This window comes from Bradyrhizobium sp. HKCCYLRH1030 (genome assembly GCF_051168395.1).
GTDB lineage: Bacteria > Pseudomonadota > Alphaproteobacteria > Rhizobiales > Xanthobacteraceae > Bradyrhizobium.
The window spans coordinates 193,635-217,611 of sequence record NZ_JBNPUY010000005.1; the positions used below are offsets into that span (position 1 = coordinate 193,635).

Below are 23,977 nucleotides of genomic sequence, written 5' to 3' on the forward strand. Positions count from 1 at the left end.
GTGGACCGTCGATGCGGCCCGTCTGTTAGCTCACGGCGGACGAGGCTCACACCGGGAAGGTGTAGGCCGTCTTCACCGTCGTGTAGAATTCCCGCGCGTAGGAGCCCTGCTCGCGGGCGCCGTAGCTCGAGCCTTTGCGGCCGCCGAACGGGACGTGATAGTCGACGCCGGCGGTCGGCAAATTGACCATCACCATGCCGGCCTCGCTGTTGCGCTTGAAGTGCGAGGCGTATTTCAGGCTGGTGGTGCAGACGCCGGCCGCGAGGCCGAACTCGGTGTCGTTGGCGATCGCCAGCGCCTCGTCGTAGTTCTTGGCGCGGATGACGCAGGCGACCGGTCCGAAGATCTCCTCGCGGGCAATGCGCATCGCGTTGGTGGCCTCGGTGAACAGCGCTGGCTGCATGTAGAAGCCGGGCGTCTCGCGGTTGAGCAGCTCGCCGCCCCAGGTGAGCTTGGCGCCTTCGTCCTGGCCGATCTTGAGATAGCGCTGATCCTGCTCGAGCTGGTTGGCGTCGACCACCGGGCCGATATGGGTGCCCTGCTTGACGGCGTCATCGACCACAAGGCCCTTGAGCCGCTCGGTCATCGCCGCGACGAACTTGTCGTGGATGCCCTCGGTGACGATCAGGCGCGAGGACGCCGTGCAGCGTTGGCCGGTCGAGAAATAGGAGCCGTTGACACAGGCTTCGACCGCGACCTTGACGTCGGCATCGTCGAGCACGACCATCGGATTCTTGCCGCCCATCTCCAGCTGGAACTTCTTCATCGGGTTCGACAGCACGCAGGCCTGCGCGATCTTGCGCCCCGTGCCGACCGAGCCGGTGAAGGAGATCGCGTGAACATCCGGATGCTCGAGCAGGGTCTGGCCGACCACCGAGCCGGAGCCGACGACGAGGTTGAAGACGCCGGCGGGAAGGCCGGAGCGCGCGATGATCTCGGACAGCGCATGCGCCGAGCCGGGCACCAGCTCCGCCGGCTTGAACACGACCGTGTTGCCGTAGCAGAGCGCGGGCGCGATCTTCCAGGCGGGGATCGCGATCGGGAAATTCCAGGGCGTGATCATGCCGACGACGCCGACGGCCTCGCGGGTGATCTCGACGTCGAGGCCCGGACGGACCGAGGCCCCCTTCTCGCCGGTGAGGCGCAGCGCCTCGCCGGCAAAGAACGCAAAGATCTGGCCGGCACGGGCGACCTCGCCGATGCCCTCCGGCAGCGTCTTGCCCTCCTCGCGCGCCAGCAGGCGGCCGAGCTCTTCCTTGCGCGACAGGATCTCCGCCGAGATCTTGTTGAGCGCGTCATAGCGCTCCTGCGGCGTCGAGCGCGACCAGGCCGGGAAGGCGGCCTTGGCGGCGGCGATCGCCTTCTCGGTCTGCGCCTTGTCGGCCTTGGCGTATTCGCCGACGACGTCGTTGGTGTTGGACGGGTTGATGTTGCGGGTCACCCCGCTGCCGTCGACCCACTCGCCGGCGATGAAATTCTTGAGGATCGCGTTCATGTTGTTCTCCAGACTTTGCGCGATTGCTCGGACAATCTAACCGATCGCCCCCGTCATCGCACGAGACAGGGGCGCTTGTCGTCGAAGGTCCAGCCGGGGATCAGATACTGCATTGCGACGGCGTCGTCGCGTGCACCGAGCCCGTGGCTCTTGTACAGCGCATGGGCCTTTTCGATGGCGCCGCGGTCAACCTCGACACCGAGCCCAGGTTGCTCGGGCACGGCGATCCTGCCGCCCTTGATCTGCAGCGGCGCCTTGGTCAGCGCCTGGCCGTCCTGCCAGATCCAGTGGGTGTCGATGGCGGTGACCTTGCCCGGCGCAGCGGCGGCCACGTGGGTGAACATCGCCAGCGAAATGTCGAAATGGTTGTTGGAGTGCGAACCCCAGGTCAGGCCATTGTCGCGGCACGTCTGGGCGACGCGCACCGAGCCCTGCATGGTCCAGAAATGGGGGTCGGCCAAGGGAATGTCGACCGCGCCGAGCCGCAGCGCATGGCTGAGCTGCCGCCAGTCGGTGGCGATCATGTTGGTCGCGGTCGGCAGGCCCGTGGCGCGGCGGAACTCGGCCATGATCTCGCGGCCGGAGAAGCCGGCCTCGGCGCCGCACGGGTCCTCGGCATAGGCCAGGATGCCGTGCATGTCCTTGCACAGCCGGATCGCTTCATCGAGCGACCAGGCGCCGTTGGGGTCGAGCGTGACGCGCGCCTGCGGGAAGCGTTTTGCGATGGCGGTCACCGCCTCGATCTCGGCCTCGCCGCGGAGCACGCCGCCCTTCAGCTTGAAGTCGGCGAAGCCATAGGCGTCGTGCGTCGCCTCGGCGAGCCGCACCACAGCTTCGGGCGTCATCGCCTCCTGATGTCGCAGCGTATACCAGCCGTCCTTCTCGCGCTCGCCGGTGGCGTAGGGCAGGTCGGTCTTCTTGCGGTCGCCGATGAAGAACAGATAGCCGAGCGCCTCGACGGAGGCGCGCTGCTGGCCTTCGCCGAGCAGGGCCGCCACCGGCAGGCCGAGATGCTGGCCGAGCAGGTCGAGCAGCGCGGATTCGACTGCGGTCACCGCATGGATCATGACGCGCAGATCGAAGGTCTGCTTGCCGCGGCCGCCGGCGTCACGATCGGCGAAGGCGGTACGCATCGTGGCGAGGATGGTGTTACAGGCGCCGATGCTCCTGCCCACGATCAGGCTCTTCGCATCCTCCAGCGTCTGCCGGATCTTCTCTCCGCCGGGCACCTCGCCGACGCCAGTGTGGCCGGCATTGTCGGTGAGGATGACGAGGTTGCGGGTGAAGAACGGCCCATGCGCGCCGCTGAGATTGAGCAGCATGCTGTCACGGCCGGCCACCGGAATGACCTCCATGCCGGTGACGATCGGCGCGCCGGAGATTCCGGTGCTGGTGGCTGCGTGACTCATGTGCTCCTCCCGGTCTTCTTCCTATCTCCGTCATTCCGGGGCAGCCCGTCAGGGCTGAACCCGGAATCCAGAGATTGGCTTGCGTCTCTTCTTATCCATCAACTCGGAGATTCCGGGTTCAAGGCCTTGCGGCCTTGCCCCGGAATGACAGCAAGATCACTCCGCCGCCTGCTGTGCCGAGACGGCGCCCGGCAGCGCCTTCACCAGCGCCGTCAGCTCCGCCATCTCCTCCGCGGTCAGATCGGTCAGCGGCAGGCGGACAGGGCCGGAATCGCGGCCGATCACCTTCATGCCGGCCTTGATGATCGAGACCGCGTAGCCCTTCTTGCGGTTGCGTATCGCGATCAGCGGCAAAATGAAATCCTTCAATCCGGCATGGATGGTGGCGTGGTCGCGCTTGCGCACTGCGGCATAGAAGTTCGTCGCGAACTCCGGCACGAAGTTGAACACGGCCGAGGAGTAGGTCGTCACGCCCATGTCGAGATAGGGCAGGGCGAAGGTCTCGGCGGTCGGCAGGCCGCCGATATAGGTCAGGCGGTCGCCCATCCTGGTGTAGACACGGGTCATCAGCTCGATGTCGCCGATGCCGTCCTTGTAGCCGACCAGGTTCGGGCAGCGCTCGCACAGCCGTGCCAGGGTGTCCGGCTGCAGGATGGCGTTGTCGCGGTTGTAGACGATGACGCCGATCTTGACCGATTTGCAGACCGCCTCGACATGGGCGGCGAGGCCGTCCTGCTCGGCATGCATCAGATAGGGCGGCAGCAGCAGGAGGCCGTCGGCGCCGGCCTTCTCGGCGCCAATCGCGATCTCGCGCGCGATTGCGGTGCCGTAGCCGGTGCCGGCGAGCACGGGCACGCGGCCCTTGGTCTCGTCGACCGCGACCTTGACCACCTCGGGCACCTCGGCCGCGGTCAGCGAGAAGAACTCGCCGGTGCCGCCGGCGGCGAACAGGCCCGCGACGTCATAGCCGCACAGCCAGTCCATGTTGGCGCGATAGGTGGCCTCGTCGAACGAATAGTCGGCCTTGAACGGCGTCACGGGGAAGGAGAGCAGGCCGCTGCCGATCTTCGCAGCCATTTCCGTCGGGGTCATCTTGCTCATCGCGCGGGTCCTTCACGAATGTCCTTGGGAACGGGCGCGGCCGGCGCCGGCGCGCATTCCCCCGGGCGATGTCGTAGGACCAAGTTCGATGCCGGTCCAAGCCAATGACGGTATCGATTGATGCGGATCAGATATCAATCTTCCGCGTGCTGCACGGCGAGATTGCCGGCCAGCTCGACCAGTGCCGGCAGCAGCGGATTGTCGTGATCGCGCCGCCAGACCAGGAACAGCTCGGCCGGCGTCGGGTTGCGCAGCTTCAGCGGCCGCAGCCGGACATCGGCGATCTTCAGGCTGGAGGCAGCTTCGGGCACGATCGCAAGCCCGAGGCCGGCGCGCACCATCGCCAGGATCGAGTGGATCTGGCTCAGGTGCTGCACGTAGCGGGGCAACACCTCTGCACGCATGAACTGCGACACCAGGAGATCGTGGAAATAGCGGGCCTCGGTCTGCGAATACATGATGAAGTTCTGGCCGTCGAAATCACGGATCGACACGGCCTCGGCGGAGGCGAGACGATGGCGGCGCGGCAGCGCGGCGCAGAGCGGCTCGGCGACGACGCGGCGGGTGGCGAATTCGGGGCGCGCGATCGGCGGCCGCAGCAGGCCGGCGTCGATCTGGCCGGAGGCCAGCGCCTCGATCTGGTCGCCGGAGACCATTTCCTTCAGCGACAGATCGGCTTCTGGAAGCTCGCTGCGGCAGGCGGCGACCAGATCGGGCAGGAAGCTGTAAGCCGCGGCCGCGGTGAAGCCGATCTTGAGCGAGCCGCTCTTGCCGCTGGCAATGCGCTGCGCCACCTGGGCGGCGCTCTCGGCCATTTTCAGGATGCGCCGCGCCTCGGGCAAAAAGCTGCGCCCGGCCGGCGTCAGCTTGACCGAGCGGCTGGTGCGCTCCAGCAGCACCGCATCGATGATGTGCTCCAGCACCTGGATCTGCCGCGACAGCGGCGGCTGCGTCATGTTGAGCCGGATCGCGGCGCGGCCGAAATGCAGCTCCTCGGCCACGGTGACGAAGCAGCGCAGCTGGTTGAGGTCGAACATCGATGCGTCCTCGGCATGGATACGGCGGATTGTGCGGGCTTGGTAGCATCGATTGGGTGCCGTGGGAATGTTGGCGGGATCATCGGCCGCGGCTTGGCAGACGCGCCCAGCTCGGCGGTTCGCATCAGGCGGGGCCACTGCCTGCCGCGGCCGTCATGCGCGGAGCGAAGCGATGATGCAATCCCGAGTCGCCGGCCGCCGTGGTGCCCGCGCACATGTTGACATCTGCAATGCAATACGCCCGCGGCGTGCGCCGCGCATCGCCGGCCATGCCGCGGCCGACGACCCCGGCTGCCACCTCGCCAATGCCGAGATCGGCCTGACCGTGCCGGCCAACCGCATCACGACCTCACTCTATCCTATCGCGGAAGTGAATCAGGAAGCTCCGCTGTCCCAAACGTCCGGAACGAGATCTCCTTCTCCGTTGGGGCCAGCTACTGAGCCGCACGTTGCGGGCACGGCACTGCGGCTGTCCATGGCGAGCGTCAGCTGCCCGCTCACTTGGCGGACGCAGCAGCGCGGGCATCCGCAATGGCCTGCTTGAAAGCCTGTGCATTGGGGACGCCGGGAATGCGGAAATGGCCGATGATGAAGGCCGGCGTGCCGCGGAAGCCGAGGCCCGTGGCCTGCTCGTGGTTGCGCGCGAGCACGGCGTCGATGTCGGCGTGCTTGGCCGCGAGGTCGGCCTTGGCGCGGGCGAGGTCGATTCCGGCGCCGCTGAGCGCCGCATCGACCTTGGCCTCGGACAGCTTCTCATTGAGCGAGATCAGCGCCTCATGGGCCTCGGCGAACTTGTCCTGATATCTCGCCGCCAGGGTGAGGCGTGCCGCGTAGATCGAGGCGCCGCCGAAGATCGGCCAATCCTTGAAGACGAGACGGACGTGACCGTCGTCGCGAACCACCTTGGCGAGCTCCGGGCTGATCTTGCGGCAATACGGACACTGATAGTCGAAATACTCGACGATCGTGATGTCGCCCTCGGCGTTTCCGACAGCAGGGATTGCGGGATCGTGCAGGATGCGCGCTTCGCTCAGAATGTCGGTGTCGTCGTCCTCGGCGCGGGCCTGGATCGGCAGGATGGCCGCCGTCAACAGCAGCAGCATGGCGATCGATGCGGCAAAGGTCTTCGTGGTCATGACTTGTCGTTCTCCTGATGAGGGATGGTCGATGCGGTGTCGATGGCGTCCAGCACGGTCTGCGGCGTCAGCAGTTCGGGGAGCAGGATGCCGTTGGGAGCTCCGGGGCCGAACACGACGTTGAACGGCAGGCCGTAGCGGCCAAAGGATCGGAGATAGGTCGCGATCGCGTCGCTGGGTGAGGTCCAGTCCGCCTTGACGGCAACGACACCCGACGCGAGTCGGCTGCGCACGGCCGTGCTGTCGAGCACGAGCTTCTCGTTGACCTTGCAGGTGACGCACCAGCTGGCGCCGATGTCGACGAAGACCGTGTGACCAGCCCGCACCTGCGCCGTGATCTCGGCGGGCACCAGCGGCTGCCAGGCGATTCCGGCCGGCCGGCTTGCGCCGTCCGGCTGCTTGACGGAGGTGGCGGCGATCAGCGCCAGTCCGATCGTGCCGGCGAGGCCGGCTCCGGCGATCGTTCGCCGCAACGGGAAACGGAGCGACGCCATGATCAGAGCGGGGACGAGCAGCGCAGCGGCGAGGACGGCCGCAGTCGAGGGTCCACTGATGTCGGCGAGCACGATCAGCAGCCATAGCGCGGTCGCCGCCATCGCGAGCGCTGCAAGCACGCGCAGCTTCAGCATCCAGCGGCCGGGCCGCGGGAAGAGTGCGGCGAGGCCTGGCGCCGCGGCCAGAGACAGATATGGCGCAGCCATGCCGAGCCCGAGCGTGGTGAACACCAGCAGGATTTGCGGTGCGGCCTGCGACAGCGCAAAAGCGACGGCGGTCCCGACGAACGGCGCGGAGCACGGCGTGGCCAGCAGCGTCATGACGAAGCCGTTGATGGCATGACCTGCCATCGTCCTGTGGCTCGCGGCGTTGCCAAGGCGGCCGGCGATCCACCACGGCAGGCTGATCTCGAACAGGCCGAGCAGGTTGGCACCGAATGCCGCGAGCACGATGATCATCGCGATGAGGAAAGCGGGCTGCTGAAACTGCAAGCCCCAGCCGACCTCGGCGCCCGCGGCCTTGAGTGCGGAGAGGACGGTGGCAAGTGTCACGAACGAGGCGACGATGCCGGCCGCCGTCGCCAGGAATGCCCGGCGCGGCGAGGGCGCGTGTGCGGGATCGTGATCGACCAGCGACACGAGCTTCAGCGACAACACCGGAAACACGCAGGGCATGAAGTTGAGGATGAAGCCGCCGAGCAGGGCCACGCCGAGCATGGTCCAGATCGATGCCGCCGAAGGACGCGGTGCCGGTGTGGCTGCTTTGGCCGCAGAAGCGCGAGCAGCTTGATCGGCATCCACCGGAAGCATGGCCTCGATCGATCGGTCGCCATCGACCAGGGTGACCCGCAGGCGTTGTCCCGGACCGGCCTGATCGAGGCCTTGCACCGGCACGGTGATCCGTACGCCGCCGTCCGACATCGGGCTCACCCGGGGACGGCCGCCGGACACGGCATCGTTCCCATCAAGGAAGACGTCGGGCGCGTGCAGTGGCGGCGTCGCATGCGCCTCGAGCTGCAGATGCGGCTTTGGTTGCCGATCGATGCGCAACGCCGTGATGGAGAGCCCCGGCGAGCTCGCGCGGGGGACGCTCTGCCGCCATTCGTCGATCAGCGCCTGATCGTTCGGCAGGTGCGAGACGGCGGGGATGTCGGCCTCGAGATGGGCCTCCTGCTGGGTGCAGATGACCGAGCAGACGAACAGCACCATTTTCAGTGTGAGATGTGCGGGCGCCGCTCCATCCTCGAGCCGCACGCGCAACGGAAACAGCACGTGCTCAGCGTAGCCGAACGTGTCGATATCCTGCTCGCTGAAGCGGCTCGGCGCCGGCCATTCGACGGTGACATCGGCGACGTTGCGTGAGCCGCTCCAGTCGAATTCGGGTGGCGCGCCGGCATCGCCGGGTGAGCGCCAATAGGTGTGCCAGCCTGCATCCAGCCTGACATCCAGTCCGGCCCATGCCGCGGCCGGGCCGCCGTCTGCTCGCGTGACGTCGCCGACCAGCAGGCGCGTGTCGACGTTCGCCTGCGGGCGCAACTCGCCCGCGACAGCGGTCGTCGCCGCAAGATGGAGCAGGCCGAGCAGCCCTGCGAGCCGGCCAAGATGACGGATGGACATGATGATCTCCCGCGCGCTGATCGTGCATTGCGTGGCAGTTGCGCTGCGCGACCCGGCGCAAGGCGCGCCTGGCAATGGGCACCTTAAGCCGACCTGCACGACGCACGATCGATGGTGGATATTCGTCCGCTCAAGTCACGACGTTACGCGGCCCGTAAGCCGATGACGACGGAAGGATCAGGCGTGGCGGCAGGGGGGACGGTAGGGCGAGGACGCGTCGCATTGCGTTGTCAGCGCCTCGTCATAGGGGCGCCAGGACAGCGTCCGGGAGGCGGCAACCGGCTGTGCCGCCGCACTGTCGCTCGCCGGGACGGCGGTCAGACCAGCCGCGGCAAACGGACACGTGTTGATCATGCCCGGGATGACGGCCTTCCTGCAGGGCTTGGGCGCGCTCGTGGTCGTTCGGGACCATTGGCGCGCACCGGCGCCGGCGTCTGCCGTTGCAACCTCGAACGTTCCGAGCAGAGGCGCCAGACTCAAGACGAGCGCGATCAGCGCCGCTATCAGGCGGCGTGTCATCGCTGGCATCTCGAAATCAGCACGCCTCATCTTGGATCAACTTCTCCAGCTTGGACTGGTCGCGCAGACCGGCCGCTGTTGGCAACTGACATCTTTGTGACACCGCGAACTCGCGGCCAAGCCGGCATCGCGTGAGCAAAGCGAGTGGTTCTCAAAGTACGTTGATCGGTACCTTCAGGAATGTCTTTCCCGTCGCGTCCGCGGGAGGCAGATGTCCGGCGCGGATGTTGACCTGAAGTGATGGAATGATCAGGCGCGGCATACCGAGCGTCTTGTCGCGCGCCTCGCGGAGCGCGACGAACTCGTTCTCGGTCATCCCGTCTCGCGCGTGGATGTTGTGGAGCCGCTCCTCGCCAACGGTCGTTTCCCAGCGCACCGCGCGGTCGTCGGGGGCATAGTCATGACACATGAACAGCCGCGTCTCGCGCGGCAGCGTTTCAAGGATCTTCCGGATCGAGCGAAACAGCGTGCGCGCATTGCCGCCTGGAAAGTCGGCCCGCGCCGTTCCCCCGTCGGGCATGAACAGGGTGTCGCCGACGAAAGCGGCATCGCCCATCACATGTGTGGCACAGGCCGGCGTATGGCCGGGCGTGTGCATCACGAAGGCCGTCATCTGTCCAACCTGATAGGTGTCGCCATCCTTGAACAGCCGGTCGAACTGGCTGCCGTCGCGGCGAAACTCCGTGCCCTCGTTGAAGACCTTGCCGAAGGTCTCCTGCACGGTCAGGATATGCTCGCCGATGCCGATCTTGCCGCCGAGCTTGTCCTGGATGTAGGGCGCAGCGGAGAGATGATCCGCATGCGCATGCGTTTCGATCAGCCACTCTGGCCTGAGGCCGTTGATCTTCACGTAGTCGATCAGCATGTCGGCGGAACGGGTGCCGATGCGGCCGGCCGCATAGTCGATGTCGAGGACGGGATCGACGATCGCGCAGGACGGCGATGACGGGTCCTTCACCACGTAGCTGATCGTACTGGTGTCGGGATCGAAGAATCCGGCCACCTTCGGCTGCACGCCGAGATCGATTGAATAGGACATGGCTGCTGCTCCGCGATCTGGTTCCGGGGCGGCATCGCCGCCCACGGCGCGTTCGTCGTCCTGCGCGGTCTAAGACATCGGATTGGATTTCGTTCCGCAGGTATTGATGCCGAGCATCGCGTAGGGCGGGCACCAGCCGATCAGTGCGGTGCCGAGCGGGATCAGGCCCAGAAGGCCCCACAGGGTGTGCGGTCCTACGACCGTGAGACTGAGGATCGCCAGTCCGACGATGATCCTGAGCAGCCGGTCGATCTTGCCAATGTTCTGTGTCATGTCGCGCTCCCCTTTGGCTTGCGATAATGGAGACGATAGAGCGGGATATTGCGCGGGTATGTAACTAAGTCACCAAGAGACGCCGGTTCCTAGCCATGCTGGGCCAGCTGGACGAGCGCCGGTCTGTCGGTGATCTCGACGATTCCGCGAGCCATTCGCAACCAGCCGCGCCGCGCGAATTCATTGAGCTGCCGGCTGATGACCTCGCGCGCGCTGCCGAGCTCGTTGGCGAGCTCCTGATGGGTTGCGGCGATCTGTTGCTTCGCCCCAGCGAGATCCAGAAGCTTCTGCGCGAGCCGCACATCGATCCGCTCGAACGCGACTTCCTCGATGACGCGGAAGAGATTGGTGACACGGCGGCTGAACGCGGTGAAGACGAACTGGCGGAATTCGCGCGAGCTGGCGATCAGCCGGTCGAACAGCGCGCGCGGGATCGCCACGGCGCGGATCCGGGTCTCCGCGATGCCTTCGGCCTGGTATTCCTCGTAACCCATCAGGCAGGCCGTGGTCAGCGCGCAGCTCTCGCCTGCCTGGACGCGGTAGAGCACGATCTCGCGGCCGGACTCGGACGTCTGCTGCACGCGGATGGTTCCGTCCAGCAGCAGCAGGAAGGAGTCCGGCGCCTGGCCGGGGCCGAAGATCCGGCTGCCTTCCGGAAGCTCGACAATGAGGCTGGCCTCGCGCAACTGCGCGAAGATCTCCTCCGGCAATTGCCGCAACGGCGGGAAAGCGAGCGTCCAGTCCTGCTTCGACGACATCACGACATCCGGCTGCGCCACATCGGCATCGTCCAGACTTGCCATAGGATCGCGCGTGGGTCGAGGGACGGGATCTGCCCCCGTCCCCAATCTTCGGACGAGAGAGCTCGCATGGACTCCGGCAGCGCGTTGCCTTGCCACCGATCGGCGTCTCACGCATGCGCGGCCGTTGCAGGTGGGCCAGACCAAAAGGTTGCCGCACCTGCCGGCAGAGCAAGGCCCGCATACTCTCGGACCGCGCCTTTCCTCGCTCTTTGCTCTTAGCTCTTGGTGCTTGCCGTCTTGTCGAGCGCCGCCCGCAAACCCTTGGCGAGCTTGATCGCATCATCGTTCGCCCAGAAGTGCATGAAGAAGAGGCGGGGGTGTTCGTCCAGCATGTGACTATGCAGCGCCGTGACCTCGATGCCGTGGGCACGGAGCGTCCGGATCACGGGGTTCACCTCCTCCCCGCTCAGCACGAAGTCACCGGTGACGGCGGCCTTGCCTGCGCCGGTCGGCTGGAAGTTGATGCCCGTCGCGACGCCCATCGCCGCGACGGGAGACAAGGATAGTCCACCCTCGACGATGGGATCGCGTCGCGGCACGCTGAACTGATAGACTCCGCCATTGGCCTGTCCTTTGACCGCCAGGATCTGATCGAGCTGTGCCGTGTCGAGATCGATGGCCGGTGGCGGCGTGGTCGGCGACGCCGCAACCGTCAACGGTGTCTTGCTGTCGGCGAGGGCGTCGCGGATGGCGGACGCGAGTTTGACCGGATCTCCGTGACCGACGACATGCATGTAGGACGTTGCTGGGCTCGCGCGGAGCAGATGGTTGTGCACGGCGCTGATTTCGAGCCCGCCGGCGATCATCTTCGCCATCACCGGGTTGATCTCTGATTCCAGCAGGACGAGATCGCCCATGATCATGGTGGCGCCATGCGCCGGCTTGAACGCGACCCAGCCGCCGAGCGCGAGCGCCGGCCTGATGGTTACGCCGTCCAGGGTCACCGCGAGATCGGTGCGCGGGAAGCCGTACCGGCGGACGTCTCCCGCCACGGACGGCTTCCGGCCCAATGTCTCGTCGACCTTCTGCCAATCGATGTCCTGTGCGCGCGCCGTCGAGACGATCGGTCCGGCGCCGTGTGCGAGGAGGCAGGCGCCGAGGCCTAACAGACTCCAGATCGTGCTTCTCATCGTTCGCTCCTTTTGGTCTGGCACTGCCCCATGTTCCGTCGCAGCGTGCTCTCAGATGACGCCCGCAAAGCGCATCAGGATGCCCGCGATGCACGAGGCGGCGAGCACGACGAGCATTCCCACGTTGAAGCGGAAAATGGCCGTGGCGGCCGCAACCGACAGGACAACGGCCGGCAGGTCGATGCTCATCGGCCGGGGCGCGTCGAATGACAGTCCGAATCCCTGGATCGGAAAGGTCTCGCGGAAGAGGGTGTGCAGCGCGAACCAGATCGAGAGATTGAGAATCACGCCGACGACGGCGGCGGTGATGGCCGAGAGCGCGCCGCCGAGCGCCTTGTTTCCCCGCAACGCCTCGATGTAGGGCGCGCCGACGAAGATCCAGAGAAAGCAGGGCGCGAACGTCACCCACGTCGCCAGCAGTCCGCCCAGCGTGCCTGCTAGCATGGGAGACAGCCCGCTCGCCCCGCGGAACGCGGCCATGAAGCCCACGAACTGGACGACCATGATCAGGGGACCGGGAGTCGTCTCCGCCATGCCGAGGCCGTCGAGCATCTCGCGCGGAGCAACCCAGTGATAGTACTCCGCGGCTTGTTGCGCGACGTAGGCGAGCACGGCGTAGGCGCCGCCGAACGTCACCATCGCCATCTTGCTGAAGAAGATAGCGATCTGACCGAAGACGTCGTTCGGCCCGAGCAGGATCAGCAGTGCGAAGACGGGGGCGAGCCAGATCGCGAGCCAGACGGCCGCCACGCGCAGCGCGCGCGAAGCGTTCGGACGGACGTGATCCGGCACGGCTTCGCCGAGCATGCTGTCGATCGCACCGGCGTTCTTGCCGCCGTGTTCGAGGGCTGCGAATTCCGGCCGGCCGAGGCGGGCAGCGACGAAGCCGATGACTCCGGCAGCAATGATGATGATCGGAAACGGCGCGCGGAAGAAGAAGATCGCGACGAAGGCTGCGGCCGCCAGTCCGATCATGATCCGATTGCGTAGCGCGCGCTTGCCGACGCGGACGACGGCCTGGATCACGATCGCCAGCACGGCCGCCTTGAGGCCGAAGAACAAGGCTTCGACGACGCCGACATTGCCATAGGCCGCATAGATGTAGCTGAGGCCCATGATGGCGAAAATGCCGGGCAGAATGAAAAGTGTGCCCGCAACGATGCCGCCGGTGGTCCGGTGCAGCAGCCAGCCGATATAGGTCGCAAGCTGCTGCGCCTCGGGTCCCGGCAGCAGCATGCAGTAGTTCAGGGCGTGCAGGAAGCGGCTCTCCGAGATCCAGTTCTTCTCCTCGACGAGGATGCGATGCATGACCGCGATCTGGCCGGCGGGGCCGCCGAAACTCAGACAGGCCACCCGGATCCACACGAGAAGCGCGTCGTTGAAGGAGATGCCATGGGCGTGCTCGGCCGCAACCGGCTTCCGCGATGCTACGACGTCCGTCATGACTTCACCTTGCTGGACGGCCAGTTGTGCGCCTCCTTCGTGGCGTCGCGGCACCAGCGGTAGAAGGCATCATAGAGCAGCAGCCCCGCGCTCAACTGCTCCAGATCGTCGTCGTACATTCGCGACAGCCCGAGTGAAGCGGCAAGGAGGCCGGGAGCCTCGGGCGAGAGATCAAGTCGCGCCGTATCCGCGGCCCGCACCAGCGTGGCGAGTCGTTCCAAGGGTGGTGTCCGCAGACCGAGCTCCTCGACCATGACGTCGAAGGTGCAAAGCTCGCCGCGGTGGCTCCAGAAGACATTCTCGATGTCGAAGGGAGTGGCTTGGAAACGCTCGGCGACGGCTTCGACTTCGGCCGGCGTCACGAACAGGAAGACCGCTGCAGGGTCGACGAAGCGACGGATCAGCCATGGACAGGCGATGCGGTCGATCTTGGGACGTGATCGCGTGACCCAGACGGTGCGGCCGCGGTCGTCCCTCGCGGGAATCCTGTCTGCGGGCACGGTCGGGAGTTGGGACTCCGTCCAGCCGACGTGGCCGCCCTCGAGGACCTCGGCTGCGACGTTGCTGCACCGGAGCCAGGCCGCGGTACCTTCGCTCAGCTTCTTGCCTTTCTGGCAGATCACGACAACCGATTGGCCGGTGAAGCTCGGTGCCCATTGCTGGACGTCGAGATGGGAGCGCCTGACGGCGCCGGGGATGAGGCGTGGGTCGGCGGCGAAATCCTCGTCGACACGCACGTCGACGAGCCGTGGCGAGGTCGCCGTGCCGATCAGTCGAGACAATTTTTCGGGTGAGATCGAGGTGTATGATGATGACATGCTGCGCCCTTGGTGACCAGGACGCGATTCTTGGGCATGTCGCCTCGCGGGGAGATCGCACATCCCCGTGCGGCAGAATAAAGCGCTCGATTGTTCGGCTGTCAACCCATCCCTGTGCTGGAACGATCGGGGGACCGCCGCGGTCGCCATTGGGGTCGACCCGCCTCAGATCAGCAGGGGCAGCTGGGCTTCCACTGCGATGTCTTGCTGCTGCAAGGATGACAGCGAGACGCCGAGGAGCCGCACCGGCTTGGCCAGGGGCATCTCGCTCTGAAGGAGCGCGACGGACAAGCGTGCCAGATCCTCCCGGCTCGCGACCAGGTTGGCGATGGACCTGCTGCGTGTGATGATTTCGAAGTCCGCGAACTTGACCTTCAGCGTGACCGTCCGGCCCCTGTTGCCGCTGGTTTCGCAATGCTGCCAGACCTTGTCGATCAGCGGCTGCAGCTCCGCCAGCATCGGCTCGAAGTCGGTCAGGTCGCTCGAGAAGGTGTTTTCGGCGCCGACTGATTTGCGGATGCGATTGGCTCGGACCGGGCGATTGTCGATGCCGCGCGAGATCCAATAGTAGTGGTGGCCGGCCTTGCCGAAGTGCTGCTGGAGGAAGGGCAGGGTCTGGTTGCGGATGTCGAGCCCGGTATGAATTCCGAGCGCGTTGAATTTCGCTGCGGTCGCCGGGCCGATGCCGTGAAACCTGCCGACCGGCAGCCCCTCCACAAAGGCCGGACCCATCTCCGGCGAAATGACGTATTGCCCATTGGGCTTGCGATGGTCCGAGGCCAGCTTGGCGAGGAACTTGTTGTAGGAGACTCCCGCGGAGGCATTGAGCCCGGTCTCGGCCTTGATCTTGGCCCGGATCTGCAAGGCGATGTCGCGTGCCAGCGGGATGCCTTGCAGGTTTTCGGTGACGTCCAGATAGGCCTCGTCCAGCGACAGAGGTTCGATGATCGGCGTGTGCTCGGCGAAGATGGCGCGGATCTGCTGGCTGATGGCCTTGTAGACCTCGAAGCGCGGCTTGACGAAGATCAGGTGCGGGCACTGGCGCTTTGCCGTCACCGACGGCATGGCCGAGCGCACGCCGAACGCCCGAGCCTCGTAGCTTGCGGCTGCCACCACGCCGCGCTCGCGCGATCCCCCGACGGCCACGGGCTTGCCGCGCAGCTCGGGATTGTCCCGCTGCTCGACCGACGCGTAGAATGCATCCATGTCGATGTGGATGATCTTGCGAATGGCCGTCGGCGCGCCATCCTGTTCCGGGCCGGAGCTTGGCATGGCCAAGCTCTATCAGAGCGCGGCGATGAAGTCTGCACAGCCAAGTGCTGGCTGCCAACAACGTCCCTTACAATGACGTTGCGACGTCTGTCTCTCCCTCAGCCTTCAATCGGCGACGACGGAAACACGCTCATGAGAAAAGGGATCGCCGACCGTGATCGAGACGAAGCTGCGCAGTCGGGACCTGTCGTCAAAGCCGCTCACGACGTTGCGACCATGGGCCTGAAGCAGCTGTGATGTTCGATCTCACTTTCCTGGGGACCTCGGCGAGCGTTCCGTCGGCGGACCGCAATCATCCCGGCCTTCTCGTTCGAGCAGGCCGGCATCGCATTCTCGTCGATTGCGGCGAGGGGACCCAGCGTCAGCTGCTCCGCAGTGGGGCAGGCTTTCGCCGGCTCGATCGGATCCTGCTCACCCACGGCCATTTCGACCATGTCCTCGGCATTCCCGGGCTGTTTTCCACCCTGCGGCTGCGCCGGAGCGCTGACATCATGCGCGTCCACGGCGGCCCCGAGACGCTCGATGTGGTGGTCCGAATGCTCGCAGGGCTGTGGGGCGAGGGCCGCGCGCCGATCTCGCTTGAGCTCGTTCCGCTCAGGCGCGGGGAGGTTCTCGACGCCGGCGAGTTTATGATCAACTGCTTTCCCGTCCGGCACCGCGACACCGACAGCTTCGGCTTCGCATTTGTGAGTCGAGCGCGCCGCCATCTGAAGCCAGATCGTCTGGCAGCGCTCGCGGTGCCTGATGGGCCCGTGCGGAAGGCATTGGCGGAGGGCCGGCCGGTCACGCTGGAGGACGGCCGAACCATCGATCCCGAGGATGTTCTGGGGCCTCCGCAGGGGGCGAAGAAGCTCGTCATCGCCGGCGATGCGGAAACGACCGAGGGTCTGCACGAGCACGTCCGCGACGCGGACATGCTCGTGATCGAGGCGACCTTCCTCCGGCGCGATTCGGCCATGGCTCGCGACTACGGCCACCTGACGGCCGCGGAGGCCGCCGGGCTGGCGGCGTCCAGCAACGTCAGGCAGCTCGTCCTGAACCACATCTCCGGCCGCTATCCCGACGAGGAGATCCTCGCCGAGGCGCGGGAGATCTTTCCTGAAAGCCGTGTCGCGATCGATTTCGACCGGCTGGTGGTCTAGCGGCTCGCTCGGGTACGTCTGCTACGTCGCCCCTGAGCCGCTCTGCAAACGGCTCTGGGCGAACGTGATGTACCAGTCGAGGCAATCGGGATTGGCCATCGCATCGCGGTTGATGACCTTGTCGAGCGGCTGCCCGAGCAGGAGCTTCTTGATCGGGAGCTCCTGCTTCTTGCCGGACAGCGTGCGCGGAATCTCGGCAACCGCGAAGATGTCGTCAGGCACGAAGCGTCGCGACAGGCTGGCTTCCACCGCCATGTTGATCTTCCGCTTCATCGCCGCATCGAGCGCGACGCCGTCGCGCAGCACCACGAACAGCGGCATGTAGCTGTCTCGGCCGAGATATTCGAGATCGACGACCAGCGAATCCAGGATCTCCGGCAGCGCTTCGATGGCCGAGTACAATTCGCTCGTCCCCATGCGCAGCCCGTGGCGATTGATGGTCGCGTCGCTGCGGCCATAGATCACGCAGGAGCCGTCCGGATCGACCTTTAGCCAGTCGCCGTGCCGCCAGACCGGCCCGCCCTCGCGCGTCTCGAAGGCGTCGAAATAGCTCGCGAGATAGCGGACATTCCCCGCGTCGTTCCAGAACCGCAGCGGCATCGACGGCATCGGCGCGGTGCAGACGAGCTCTCCGACCTCGCCGATGACAGGCTTGCCCTGGTCGTTGAAGGCCTCGACCGCTGCTCCGAGCACGCGGCACTGCATCGTTCCGGGCACCTGCGGCAATTCGCGGTTGCCGCCGATGAAGGCGCCGGCGAAATCGGTGCCGCCCGAGATGTTGGCCCACCACATTTGCGCCTGCGCCCGGCTGCCATTGACCTGCGACAGCGCCGCGAACCGCAGATCGAACCAGGCCTGCGTGTCGGCGCTGAGCGGCGAGCCGGTGGACCCGAGGCAACGCAGACGGGACAGATCGCCCGCGTCGGTCAGGTTGATCTCCGCCTTGACGCAGCTCGCGAAGAACGCCGCGCCCGCACCGAAGAAGGTGGATTTCGAATTCGCCACGAATCGCCACAGCGTGGTCCAGTCCGGACGATCCTTCGGCCCGGCGGGGCTGCCGTCGAAGACGCAGCACGTGGTGCCGTTCAGGAGCGCGCCGACCTGGTTGTTCCACATGATCCAGCCGGTCGAGCTGTACCAGTGATAGCGCTCGCCGAACGAATTGGGCTGATAGGAGCAGCCGATGTCGTTGTGCAGCCCGAGCAGGGCCAGCGTGACGATGATGATGCCGCCGTGACCATGCACGATCGGCTTCGGCAGCCCGGTGGTGCCGCTCGAGTAGACGATCCAGAGCGGATGATCGAACGGAAGCCACTCCGGTTCGAAGGCATCGACGCCAGGGCTCGTTATTGCCAGAACGTCCGAGAGACGAACCCCGCCGCTCACCGGCGCGCCGGCATCGTCACTGTGCAGGATGACGTGGCCGAGTGTCGGCAACGACCGGCGCAGCTCCTCGATGACACCGCGGCGATCGTGCCGGCGGCCGGCATAGGTGACCGCATCGCAGGCGATCAGCACCTTGGGTTCGATCTGCTTGAACCGGTCGATCACGGCGGGCGCGGCCATGTCGGGCGCGCAGACGCTCCAGATCGCGCCAATGCTCGCCGAAGCGAGAAACGCGATGATGGCTTCGGGTATATTGGGCAGATAGGCGGCGACCCGGTCGCCGGGCGCTATACCTTGCTCGCGCAGATGCAGCGCCAGGGCGGCTGCCTTTCGCCGGAGCTCGGGCCAGGTCGTCTCCGTGAGCCTGCCGTCCTCGTGACTGCTGATGATCGCAGGCAGGCCCGCCGCATCGGCGGCTTCGACGTGACGAAAGACTTGCTGGGCGTAGTTGACCGAAGCGCCCGGAAACCAGACCGCTCCCGGCATCGTGCGCTTGCCCAGGACGGTCGAAAACGCGGTCGGCGACTGCAGGTCATAATAGTCCCAGATGCTGCGCCAGAAGCCGTCGAGGTCGCGGATGGACCATTGCCGCATCTCCTCGAAGTTCTCCAAGTGGAGGCCGCGATTGTCCCTCAGCCATTGCCGATAGAGAGCCATTTGCGGGACGTAGGGAGCTATCATCATTCGTTCCGGCTTGTTTGCATGGTACGGCCAGGAGACGCCAAGAGGCGCTCATTTCGACTTCTGCTTCCGCCGCTTGTAGAGCGCGTTGAAGCCCCCGGCCATGAAGGTCACGAACCGCTCGCGGACCGCGGCGAAATCGTCGGACTTGCACAGGCCGCCGGACAGGCGGTCGATCCGGCCGGTCCGTGACAGGATCAGCGAGTAGGCGCCGGAGGTGAACTGGAAGCTCCAGAACAGGTCCTCAGGCGTGGCGTCGGGCAACGCCTTCTGCAGCAGCCCGATGAGACGCAGCACCATGGGATCGAGATAGGTGTCCATCATCTCCACGCCATAGCCCGGCGCGTTGGCGACCTGCGCGAAGATGCGGCCGAAGTGTCGCCAGTTGTCCTCTTCGTTGACGTAGACGTCGAACGCGCCGTCATAATAGGCACGCAGCGCGCCTTCAACGGTCGGACGATCTCCGACCTTGGCCTCGTAGGCATCCAGCCCGGCCGTGCGCACCGTGACAGCGTATTCCATGCGGCGTTCGAACACGGCATCGAACAACGCCCTCTTGCCCTCGAAGTAGTAATGGATCAGCGCGGGATGGATGCCCATCCTGTCGGCCACATCCTTGATCGTCACGCCGAAATAGCCGAGCTGCGCGAACAGCTCCTCGCTGGTGTCGAGGATCAGCTTCACCGTCGTCGCGCGCTGTTCCGCGCGCGTGCGGCGTCCCTCGGATTTCGGCTGTGCTGGCATGCTCTCCGTGGTCCCTGATCGGCGCAGACAGGAACGGCGCCGTTGGTGTTTGACGATGAGGGGGTGGGCGCGCCCGGTCAAGCAGGACTTCGGGCTTCCAACATTTTCATTTAGCGCTAAATGAATGAACTTGACCGTCGGCCGGCCGGACGGTAGGTCTCGGAGACCTGATGAAAAGCGGTCGACGATCGGGCGGCGGGCAACGCGCTGCCGGTCTCGTCGTGCGCGGACATCATCAAAGACAATCGGCTGGCCATGGATCAGCCGCTCACGGGAGGACACATGACACGGATCGAGTCGACGGCGGCTGCCGTGCTGATGCTCGGCGTGGCGCTTTCAGCCCCGGCGTTCGCGCAGAAGAAATACGACGTCGGCGCCACCGACACCGAGATCAAGATCGGCCAGACGAACCCGCTCAGCGGGCCGGCTTCCGCTTTCGGAGCCATCGGCAAGGCGGAAGCGGCCTATATCCGCATGATCAACGAGCAGGGCGGCGTCAACGGGCGCAAGATCAACCTCATCCAGTATGACGACGCCTACAGCCCGCCGAAGACCGTCGAGCAGGTGCGCAAGCTGGTCGAAAGCGACGAGGTGCTGACCACGTTCCAGATCATCGGCACGCCGCCGAACGCTGCGGTCCAGAAATATCTGAACGGCAAGGGCGTTCCGCAGCTTCTGGCGGGAAGCGGAGCGTCCCGCTTCACCGATCCCAAGAACTTTCCGTGGACGATCTCCGCCAACCCGAACTACCAGTCGGAAGCGCACATCTACGCCAGATATATCCTGGAGAACCATCCGAACGCGAAGATCGGCATCCTGTATCAGAACGACGACCTCGGCAAAGACTACGTCAAGGGGCTGAAGGACGGGCTCGGCCCCAAGGCCGGCATGATCGTGAAAGAGATGTCCTACGAGCTGTCCGATCCGACGATCGATTCCCAGCTGGTGACGCTCAAGGCCTCAGGTGCCGATCTGTTCTACAACATGTCGACGCCGAAATTCGCGGCGCAATCGATCAGGAAGGCCGCCGAGCTTGGCTGGAAGCCCGTCCACATCCTGGAGGTCAACGCGACGGCGGTCGGTCAGGTGCTCGTGCCCGCAGGCCTCGAGAATGCCAGGGACATCATCTCGGTCGCCTACGGCAAGGATCCGCTCGATCCGCAATGGGCCGATGACGAGGGCATGAAGCGCTACAAGGCGTTCATGGCGAAATACGCGCCCCGCGAGGACGCCAACAGCGGCTTTGCGACCTATGGCTACTCGACGGCGGCCCTGCTCGTCCACATTCTCAGGCAATGCGGCGACGAGCTGACGCGCGCCAACATCATGAAGCAGGCGACCAGCATCAAGGGCTTCGTTCCCGATCTCGGGCTGCCGGGGATGTCGGTGACGACAACTCCCGATGACTACCGTATCAGCAAGCAATTCCAGATGATGAAATTCGACGGTCAGCGCTGGATCATATCGGGTCCGATTCTGACCGACGACGTCAAGGCGGACTAATCCTCTCATCGGCCATGGCCTGACCGAGCGCCGCTTGCGCGCCAGGATACCCCGCTGTCTCTCCGTCACCCGCGCCGGCCGGCGCCGAAAACTGAACTCTGTCCGTCGGAGCGCCGCTCATGACCAGTGAAGCCGTCCGCCGCCGTCGGGGCTTCGATCCTGCGGCGCTTGCGGCGATCGGCCCGGCACTCGCCGAATTCGTCGATCGCGGCGAGCTCGCAGGCATCGTGTCTCTCACCTCGCGCGGCGGCGAGGTCGTTCACGCCGAGACGATCGGCTGGCGCGATGTCGAAACCAGGAGCCCGATGCGCCCGGATACGTTGTTCCGGATCGCGTCGATGACCAAGCCGATCACCTCGGTGGCGGCGATGATGCTGGTCGAGGAAGGCAGGATCGCCTTGGCGGACCCGATCTCCCGCTGGATTCCGGAGCTCGCCGATCTGCGGGTGCTGCGCGACGCCGCCGGCCCGCTCGACGAGACCGTGCCCGCCCGGCGCGCGATCACCATCGAGGATCTGCTCACGCACCGCTCGGGCATCGCCTACGCGTTCTTCTCGGAAGGCCCGTTGAAGGTCGCCTATGAGCGCACGCTCGGTGATCCCGCGATGAACCGGTCGACGCCCGACGAATGGCTCGCGGCGCTCGGCACGCTGCCGCTGGCGTATCAGCCCGGCGACTGCTTCCACTACGGTCATTCGACCGACGTGCTCGGCTTCCTGATCGGCCGGGTCGCAGGCAGGCCGCTTCGGCAGGTGCTACAGGAGCGCATCTTCGCGCCGCTCGGCATGGTCGATAGCGATTTCTGGTTGCCGCACGCCAAGCGAGATCGTCTGGCGAGCCTGTACGGACATGACGAGACGGCGGGGCGGCTCGCGAAGGTCGAGCCGGTCATGTATGACGAGCCGCCGTTCTATACGCCGGGCGGCGGCGGGCTGATCTCGTCCGCGCCCGACTATCATCGGTTCGCGCGCATGCTGCTCGGAGGCGGCGAGCTGGACGGCGTCAGGCTGTTGCGGCCCGAAACCGTCAACCTGATGCGCACCAACCGGCTGATTGACGCGCAGCGCCAGATTCCCTTCGCCGGCATGCCGCTGTGGCAGACCTGCGGATTTGGGCTAGGGCTTGCGATCGTCGAGGATGCCGCCGGCAATCCCTATGCCTGTGGCGCACCGGGCACGATCACCTGGCCGGGCATCTTCGGCACCTGGTGGCAGGCCGATCCCGTCAATGACCTGATCATGATCTATCTGATTCAGCATCACGTGCCGGTCTCGGCGGGAACAGGGGCCACGATTGCCAGTGGGCGCGGTGCTGCCGGCCGCCGTGCTCTTCCTGTCTATCAGCGTGGAACCTACGCCGCGCTGTCCCAGCTTGCGGAACAAGCGACATGACCGGGGCAGCGCTTGTCACCCCCCGGGTGCCGGGCGGGTTCGTCCAAGATGTGGACGCCAACATTCCGCCGAATGAAACGTCCGATCGGCGGCGGGCGGCCTGTCCTCCACATTGCCGGAGCTGCAACTGGCGTTCACGTCATGCCGAGCTTGTCATCCGGCCGTTATTCTGCTCAGTGCTTCTTCAAATTGCGCGATCATGCGTATCGATCGACTGAAGTCGACAGCCAGCGAGGAAACAAGACTATGCGCAAGTTAACTTTAGCCATTGCCCTGATCGTCCCTATGCTCGGTCATGCCGCGCAGGCCGAAGACACCGTCAAGATCGGCTATATCGATCCGCTGTCCGGCGGCGGCGCCAGCATCGGCGAGGGTGGCCTGAAGACGTTCCAATACCTGGCCGACGAGCTCAACGCCAAGGGCGGCATTCTCGGCCACAAGGTCGAGATCGTGCCGTTCGACAATAAGACCAATCCGCAAGAGAGCCTGATCCAGGCCCAGAAGGCGATCGACGCCGGCGTCCGCTACATCACGCAAGGCAACGGATCATCCGTCGGGCTCGCGCTGGAGGATTTCGTCAACAAGCACAACACGCGCAACCCCGGCAAGGAAGTGCTGTACTTCAACTATGCCGCCGTCGATCCGAGCATGACCAACGAGAAATGCAGCTACTGGCATTTCCGCTGGGACGCCAGCTCGGACCTCAAGATGGAGGCGCTCACCAACTACATGAAGGACATCCCTTCCATCAAGAAGGTGTATCTGATCAATCAGGACTATTCGTTCGGCCAGTCGGTCCGAAGCGACGCGCGCAAGATGCTGGCGGCGAAGCGACCCGACGTCCAGATCGTCGGCGACGAGCTGCATCCGCTGCTGAAGATCACGGACTTTTCGCCCTACATTGCGAAGATCAAGGCGTCCGGCGCCGACAGCGTCATCACCGGCAATTGGGGCCAGGACATCGCGCTGCTGCTCAAGGCCGCCGCGGATGCCGGCCTGAAGGTCAACTGGTACACTTATTATGCGGGCGGCGCCGGCGGCCCGACCGCCATCAAGCAGACCGGCCTGGATCATCAGGTCTTCCAGCTGACCGAAGGCTTCGCCAATTCGGGCCATCAGGCTGCGATGGACTACGAGAGGGCGTTCCGCGCCAAGGTCAACATGTCGCTGTGGTATCCGCGGGCGGTCAACGAGATGCGCATGTTCAAGGCGGCGGCCGAGAAGGCCAACTCCATCGATCCGGTGAAGGTCGCGGCCGCGCTCGAGGACCTCAAGCTCGAGGTGCTGGATGGCGGCACCGGCTTCATGCGCAAGGATGATCACCAGTTCTTGCAGCCGATCTACGTCTCGTCCTTCGGCAAGCTCGCGGCGAACGAGACGTTCGACGAGGAGAACACCGGCTGGGGATGGCACCTGGTCTCCAGGGTCGATACGCCCCAGGCCATGGTGTCGACGACGTGCAAGATGGCGCGGCCGTAACGATCCGCGCCAGCTTCCCGCACGAGGTCAGCGTGCGGGAAGTGGCGCCGGCCGTGCGTCGGTCC

Annotated in this window: 20 protein-coding genes; 4 read left to right on the top strand and 16 right to left on the bottom strand. The window is 65.5% G+C overall.

Features of this window, described 5'->3' with window-relative positions:
• Positions 1 to 46: 46 nt before the first annotated feature.
• The 14 genes from ACQR1E_RS16680 to dinB form a co-directional block, all read right to left on the bottom strand.
• On the bottom strand, positions 47 to 1,495 hold the full coding sequence (locus ACQR1E_RS16680) for an aldehyde dehydrogenase family protein (protein ID WP_315713556.1): 1,449 nt from the start codon (positions 1,493 to 1,495) through the stop codon (positions 47 to 49).
• A 53-nt stretch (positions 1,496 to 1,548) separates the two neighbouring features.
• Complete coding sequence (gudD, locus tag ACQR1E_RS16685; RefSeq protein ID WP_316184096.1) at positions 1,549 to 2,904, bottom strand: glucarate dehydratase; 1,356 nt, start codon at positions 2,902 to 2,904, stop codon at positions 1,549 to 1,551.
• Positions 2,905 to 3,060: 156 nt separating this feature from the next.
• Positions 3,061 to 4,005 (bottom strand): 5-dehydro-4-deoxyglucarate dehydratase, encoded by a 945-nt coding sequence (gene kdgD, locus ACQR1E_RS16690; protein WP_315752332.1) that lies wholly within the window; start codon positions 4,003 to 4,005, stop codon positions 3,061 to 3,063.
• 134 nt (positions 4,006 to 4,139) lie between these two features.
• On the bottom strand, positions 4,140 to 5,042 hold the full coding sequence (locus ACQR1E_RS16695) for a LysR substrate-binding domain-containing protein (protein ID WP_315713553.1): 903 nt from the start codon (positions 5,040 to 5,042) through the stop codon (positions 4,140 to 4,142).
• Between the two features lie 497 nt (positions 5,043 to 5,539).
• Positions 5,540 to 6,178, bottom strand: coding sequence for a DsbA family protein (locus ACQR1E_RS16700; RefSeq protein WP_316174316.1), 639 nt, complete (start codon positions 6,176 to 6,178; stop codon positions 5,540 to 5,542).
• Positions 6,175 to 8,289 carry a protein-disulfide reductase DsbD family protein gene (locus ACQR1E_RS16705; protein ID WP_434897307.1) on the bottom strand — a complete coding sequence of 705 codons (2,115 nt, stop codon included), beginning with the start codon at positions 8,287 to 8,289 and terminating at the stop codon, positions 6,175 to 6,177. The genes ACQR1E_RS16700 and ACQR1E_RS16705 overlap by 4 nt, the downstream gene beginning before the upstream one ends.
• Positions 8,290 to 8,466: 177 nt before the next feature.
• Positions 8,467 to 8,808: a hypothetical protein gene (locus ACQR1E_RS16710; protein ID WP_315825336.1), complete on the bottom strand. Its 342-nt coding sequence runs from the start codon at positions 8,806 to 8,808 to the stop codon at positions 8,467 to 8,469.
• 151 nt (positions 8,809 to 8,959) lie between these two features.
• A complete protein-coding gene (locus ACQR1E_RS16715) occupies positions 8,960 to 9,847 on the bottom strand; it encodes an MBL fold metallo-hydrolase (RefSeq protein ID WP_434897308.1) in 888 nt (295 codons plus the stop codon).
• Positions 9,848 to 9,916: 69 nt separating this feature from the next.
• Positions 9,917 to 10,120 carry a YgaP family membrane protein gene (locus ACQR1E_RS16720; protein ID WP_434897309.1) on the bottom strand — a complete coding sequence of 68 codons (204 nt, stop codon included), beginning with the start codon at positions 10,118 to 10,120 and terminating at the stop codon, positions 9,917 to 9,919.
• A gap of 89 nt (positions 10,121 to 10,209) precedes the next feature.
• Positions 10,210 to 10,878, bottom strand: a complete 669-nt coding sequence (locus ACQR1E_RS16725; RefSeq protein WP_434897391.1) for a Crp/Fnr family transcriptional regulator — start codon at positions 10,876 to 10,878, stop codon at positions 10,210 to 10,212.
• Between the two features lie 260 nt (positions 10,879 to 11,138).
• Positions 11,139 to 12,053 (bottom strand): DUF1259 domain-containing protein, encoded by a 915-nt coding sequence (locus tag ACQR1E_RS16730; protein WP_316174313.1) that lies wholly within the window; start codon positions 12,051 to 12,053, stop codon positions 11,139 to 11,141.
• 51 nt (positions 12,054 to 12,104) lie between these two features.
• Complete coding sequence (gene chrA, locus ACQR1E_RS16735; protein ID WP_434840890.1) at positions 12,105 to 13,496, bottom strand: chromate efflux transporter; 1,392 nt, start codon at positions 13,494 to 13,496, stop codon at positions 12,105 to 12,107.
• Positions 13,493 to 14,314 (bottom strand): sulfurtransferase/chromate resistance protein, encoded by an 822-nt coding sequence (locus ACQR1E_RS16740; protein WP_315713545.1) that lies wholly within the window; start codon positions 14,312 to 14,314, stop codon positions 13,493 to 13,495. Before ACQR1E_RS16740 ends, chrA begins: the two co-directional genes overlap by 4 nt.
• A gap of 165 nt (positions 14,315 to 14,479) precedes the next feature.
• Entirely contained in the window at positions 14,480 to 15,586 is a 1,107-nt protein-coding gene (dinB, locus tag ACQR1E_RS16745) for a DNA polymerase IV (protein WP_434897310.1), read from the bottom strand.
• Between the two features lie 236 nt (positions 15,587 to 15,822).
• On the opposite strand from dinB, the gene ACQR1E_RS16750 reads away from it, so the two are divergent.
• Positions 15,823 to 16,728 (top strand): ribonuclease Z, encoded by a 906-nt coding sequence (locus tag ACQR1E_RS16750; RefSeq protein WP_434897392.1) that lies wholly within the window; start codon positions 15,823 to 15,825, stop codon positions 16,726 to 16,728.
• A 21-nt stretch (positions 16,729 to 16,749) separates the two neighbouring features.
• On the opposite strand, the gene ACQR1E_RS16755 is transcribed toward ACQR1E_RS16750, so the two are convergent.
• Entirely contained in the window at positions 16,750 to 18,795 is a 2,046-nt protein-coding gene (locus ACQR1E_RS16755; RefSeq protein ID WP_434897393.1) for an acetoacetate--CoA ligase, read from the bottom strand.
• A 51-nt stretch (positions 18,796 to 18,846) separates the two neighbouring features.
• Positions 18,847 to 19,539, bottom strand: a complete 693-nt coding sequence (locus ACQR1E_RS16760) for a TetR/AcrR family transcriptional regulator (RefSeq protein WP_315713541.1) — start codon at positions 19,537 to 19,539, stop codon at positions 18,847 to 18,849.
• Positions 19,540 to 19,821: 282 nt separating this feature from the next.
• On the opposite strand from ACQR1E_RS16760, the gene ACQR1E_RS16765 reads away from it, so the two are divergent.
• From ACQR1E_RS16765 to ACQR1E_RS16775, 3 genes are all read left to right on the top strand, one after another.
• On the top strand, positions 19,822 to 21,042 hold the full coding sequence (locus ACQR1E_RS16765; RefSeq protein ID WP_434897311.1) for an ABC transporter substrate-binding protein: 1,221 nt from the start codon (positions 19,822 to 19,824) through the stop codon (positions 21,040 to 21,042).
• Between the two features lie 119 nt (positions 21,043 to 21,161).
• Positions 21,162 to 22,433 carry a serine hydrolase domain-containing protein gene (locus ACQR1E_RS16770; RefSeq protein WP_434897312.1) on the top strand — a complete coding sequence of 424 codons (1,272 nt, stop codon included), beginning with the start codon at positions 21,162 to 21,164 and terminating at the stop codon, positions 22,431 to 22,433.
• A 246-nt stretch (positions 22,434 to 22,679) separates the two neighbouring features.
• Entirely contained in the window at positions 22,680 to 23,912 is a 1,233-nt protein-coding gene (locus ACQR1E_RS16775) for a branched-chain amino acid ABC transporter substrate-binding protein (RefSeq protein WP_434897313.1), read from the top strand.
• Positions 23,913 to 23,977 lie beyond the last annotated feature (65 nt).

What these genes read in the sequence shown, in the direction of transcription:
- ACQR1E_RS16740 (WP_315713545.1), bottom strand. Translation starts at nt 14,314, where the DNA reads ATGTCATCATCATACACCTCGATCTCACCCGAAAAATTGTCTCGACTG.
- kdgD (WP_315752332.1), bottom strand. Translation starts at nt 4,005, where the DNA reads ATGAGCAAGATGACCCCGACGGAAATGGCTGCGAAGATCGGCAGCGGC.
- ACQR1E_RS16705 (WP_434897307.1), bottom strand. Translation starts at nt 8,289, where the DNA reads ATGTCCATCCGTCATCTTGGCCGGCTCGCAGGGCTGCTCGGCCTGCTC.
- ACQR1E_RS16750 (WP_434897392.1), top strand. Translation starts at nt 15,823, where the DNA reads ATGTTCGATCTCACTTTCCTGGGGACCTCGGCGAGCGTTCCGTCGGCG.
- dinB (WP_434897310.1), bottom strand. Translation starts at nt 15,586, where the DNA reads ATGCCAAGCTCCGGCCCGGAACAGGATGGCGCGCCGACGGCCATTCGC.
- ACQR1E_RS16730 (WP_316174313.1), bottom strand. Translation starts at nt 12,053, where the DNA reads ATGAGAAGCACGATCTGGAGTCTGTTAGGCCTCGGCGCCTGCCTCCTC.
- ACQR1E_RS16700 (WP_316174316.1), bottom strand. Translation starts at nt 6,178, where the DNA reads ATGACCACGAAGACCTTTGCCGCATCGATCGCCATGCTGCTGCTGTTG.
- chrA (WP_434840890.1), bottom strand. Translation starts at nt 13,496, where the DNA reads ATGACGGACGTCGTAGCATCGCGGAAGCCGGTTGCGGCCGAGCACGCC.
- ACQR1E_RS16680 (WP_315713556.1), bottom strand. Translation starts at nt 1,495, where the DNA reads ATGAACGCGATCCTCAAGAATTTCATCGCCGGCGAGTGGGTCGACGGC.
- ACQR1E_RS16715 (WP_434897308.1), bottom strand. Translation starts at nt 9,847, where the DNA reads ATGTCCTATTCAATCGATCTCGGCGTGCAGCCGAAGGTGGCCGGATTC.
- ACQR1E_RS16755 (WP_434897393.1), bottom strand. Translation starts at nt 18,795, where the DNA reads ATGATAGCTCCCTACGTCCCGCAAATGGCTCTCTATCGGCAATGGCTG.
- ACQR1E_RS16765 (WP_434897311.1), top strand. Translation starts at nt 19,822, where the DNA reads ATGACACGGATCGAGTCGACGGCGGCTGCCGTGCTGATGCTCGGCGTG.
- ACQR1E_RS16720 (WP_434897309.1), bottom strand. Translation starts at nt 10,120, where the DNA reads ATGACACAGAACATTGGCAAGATCGACCGGCTGCTCAGGATCATCGTC.
- ACQR1E_RS16775 (WP_434897313.1), top strand. Translation starts at nt 22,680, where the DNA reads ATGCGCAAGTTAACTTTAGCCATTGCCCTGATCGTCCCTATGCTCGGT.
- ACQR1E_RS16760 (WP_315713541.1), bottom strand. Translation starts at nt 19,539, where the DNA reads ATGCCAGCACAGCCGAAATCCGAGGGACGCCGCACGCGCGCGGAACAG.
- ACQR1E_RS16725 (WP_434897391.1), bottom strand. Translation starts at nt 10,878, where the DNA reads ATGTCGTCGAAGCAGGACTGGACGCTCGCTTTCCCGCCGTTGCGGCAA.
- gudD (WP_316184096.1), bottom strand. Translation starts at nt 2,904, where the DNA reads ATGAGTCACGCAGCCACCAGCACCGGAATCTCCGGCGCGCCGATCGTC.
- ACQR1E_RS16710 (WP_315825336.1), bottom strand. Translation starts at nt 8,808, where the DNA reads ATGACACGCCGCCTGATAGCGGCGCTGATCGCGCTCGTCTTGAGTCTG.
- ACQR1E_RS16695 (WP_315713553.1), bottom strand. Translation starts at nt 5,042, where the DNA reads ATGTTCGACCTCAACCAGCTGCGCTGCTTCGTCACCGTGGCCGAGGAG.
- ACQR1E_RS16770 (WP_434897312.1), top strand. Translation starts at nt 21,162, where the DNA reads ATGACCAGTGAAGCCGTCCGCCGCCGTCGGGGCTTCGATCCTGCGGCG.